The sequence below is a fragment of the Rathayibacter sp. AY2B7 genome, assembly GCF_002931635.1.
In the GTDB taxonomy this organism is placed as follows: domain Bacteria; phylum Actinomycetota; class Actinomycetes; order Actinomycetales; family Microbacteriaceae; genus Rathayibacter.
The window spans coordinates 1-1,447 of the sequence record NZ_PSUC01000215.1 but is presented as its reverse complement, the minus strand read 5'-3'; the positions used below and the strand labels follow the sequence as shown (position 1 = coordinate 1,447).

Here is a 1,447-nt window from a genome sequence, read left to right as displayed (position 1 = left end):
GAGCAGGTCCGCACCCGCCTGCTGGACGCCGCTCTCGCTGTCGTCCGCGCCGAGGGGCTGCGCGTCGGAGTCGCCCATCTGCCCCTCGAGGACGTCATCCGCTCGGCGGGTGTTCCGCGCAGCACCGTGTACCGGATCTGGCCCACCCGCCAGTCGTTCTACGACGAGCTGATCGCCGCGATCCCGGAGCGGGTCCTCGCCACCCGGCTCGACGAGCCGTCCCTGCGGGCCGGGAACTCCCACCTCCACCGCAGCCTCGACCCCGAGCCGACCCCGGAGCAGTGCCGCGAGGCCCTGATCGCCTCCGTCCGGGTCGCCGTCGACGCGAACGTCGACAACGTCTTCTCCTCGCAGCACTGGCGCAACTTCATCGCTCTCGCCGGCGCGGTCGGCTCGCACGAGGAGCCGGCGCGGACCGCCATCGGAGCCGCGCTGCGCGCCCGCCAACTGCACTTCATCGACAACATGGCGAAGTACTACGAGCACACCCTCGCCGAGGCGCGGCTCCGGCTGCGCCCGGGCCGCGGCTCCGACGCTCTCGCCTCCGCCGTCTCGGCCCTGATCGAGGGGCTGTGCATCGCACGCATCGCGGCACCGGAGCTGGTGACCGGCCCGCTCGACCCGGCCGATCCCGAGGGGCCGTCGCTGGCGGTGGTGTCGGTGCTGCTGCTGATCGACGGGTTCACCGAACCGGACGAGTGATCCGGGTCGCGGGGTCCGCTCAGTCCTCCGCGACCGGCTCCAGCATCCCGTCGACGATCGAGCGGATCGTCCAGGCCGCCAGGGTCCACTCGACCGGCTCGCCGTCGAGGCCGGGGGCGGTCACCGGAGCGTCGAGGTCGTCGTCGAGGAGCCGACCGCGGTGCGCGAGCCCGTCGATCACGATCGCGGTGAGGTGGGCGAGCTGGAGCGTCGTGAACCCCGGGCGCATCGTCCCGCCGAAGACCTGCAGCGTCTCCTCGTAGAAGTCGCGCATCCGGCGCGTGAGCATGCCCTCGATCCGCTTCGCCGTGGCGCGCACGGCGTCGCGTGCAGGCCCCTCCTCCATCGAGAAGGTGCAGGCGAGCAGTGCGTTGTACGACGACCAGTCGGCGGAGCGGCGGAGCGACTCGGCATTGGCCCGCGCGCCGATGCGGATGGTCTCCCAGGCGACCCGGCGGCGGCCGACGGCCGTGGAGAGCAGATCGGTGGAGCGCTCGTAGACCTCGCGCATCTCCTGCTGGGCCTCGGGGTCGGCGCCCTCCGCGTACCGGTCCCGCACGAAGACCTCGCCGACCAGGTCGGCCACGAACTCCTCGCGCGTGCTCCAGATCCGGTAGACGGAGCTGCGCGGCACGCCGGCCAGGCGGATGTACTCCTCCATGGGCAGGTGCGCGAAGCTCACCGTGAGGCCGTGGTTCGAGACGACGTCGCGCGCCGTGGCGATCATGCGGCTGCGGACCTGCTC

2 protein-coding genes are annotated in these 1,447 nt (G+C 72.5%); one reads left to right on the top strand and one right to left on the bottom strand.

The annotated features are described in order from the left end of the window. Positions 1 to 702 (top strand): TetR/AcrR family transcriptional regulator (locus C5C27_RS18290; RefSeq protein ID WP_104315037.1); only part of this gene is annotated, 702 nt, incomplete at its 5' end. Positions 703 to 721: 19 nt separating this feature from the next. Here C5C27_RS18290 and C5C27_RS18285 read toward each other — a convergent pair. Then, positions 722 to 1,447 (bottom strand): hypothetical protein (locus C5C27_RS18285; RefSeq protein ID WP_104315036.1); only part of this gene is annotated, 726 nt, incomplete at its 5' end.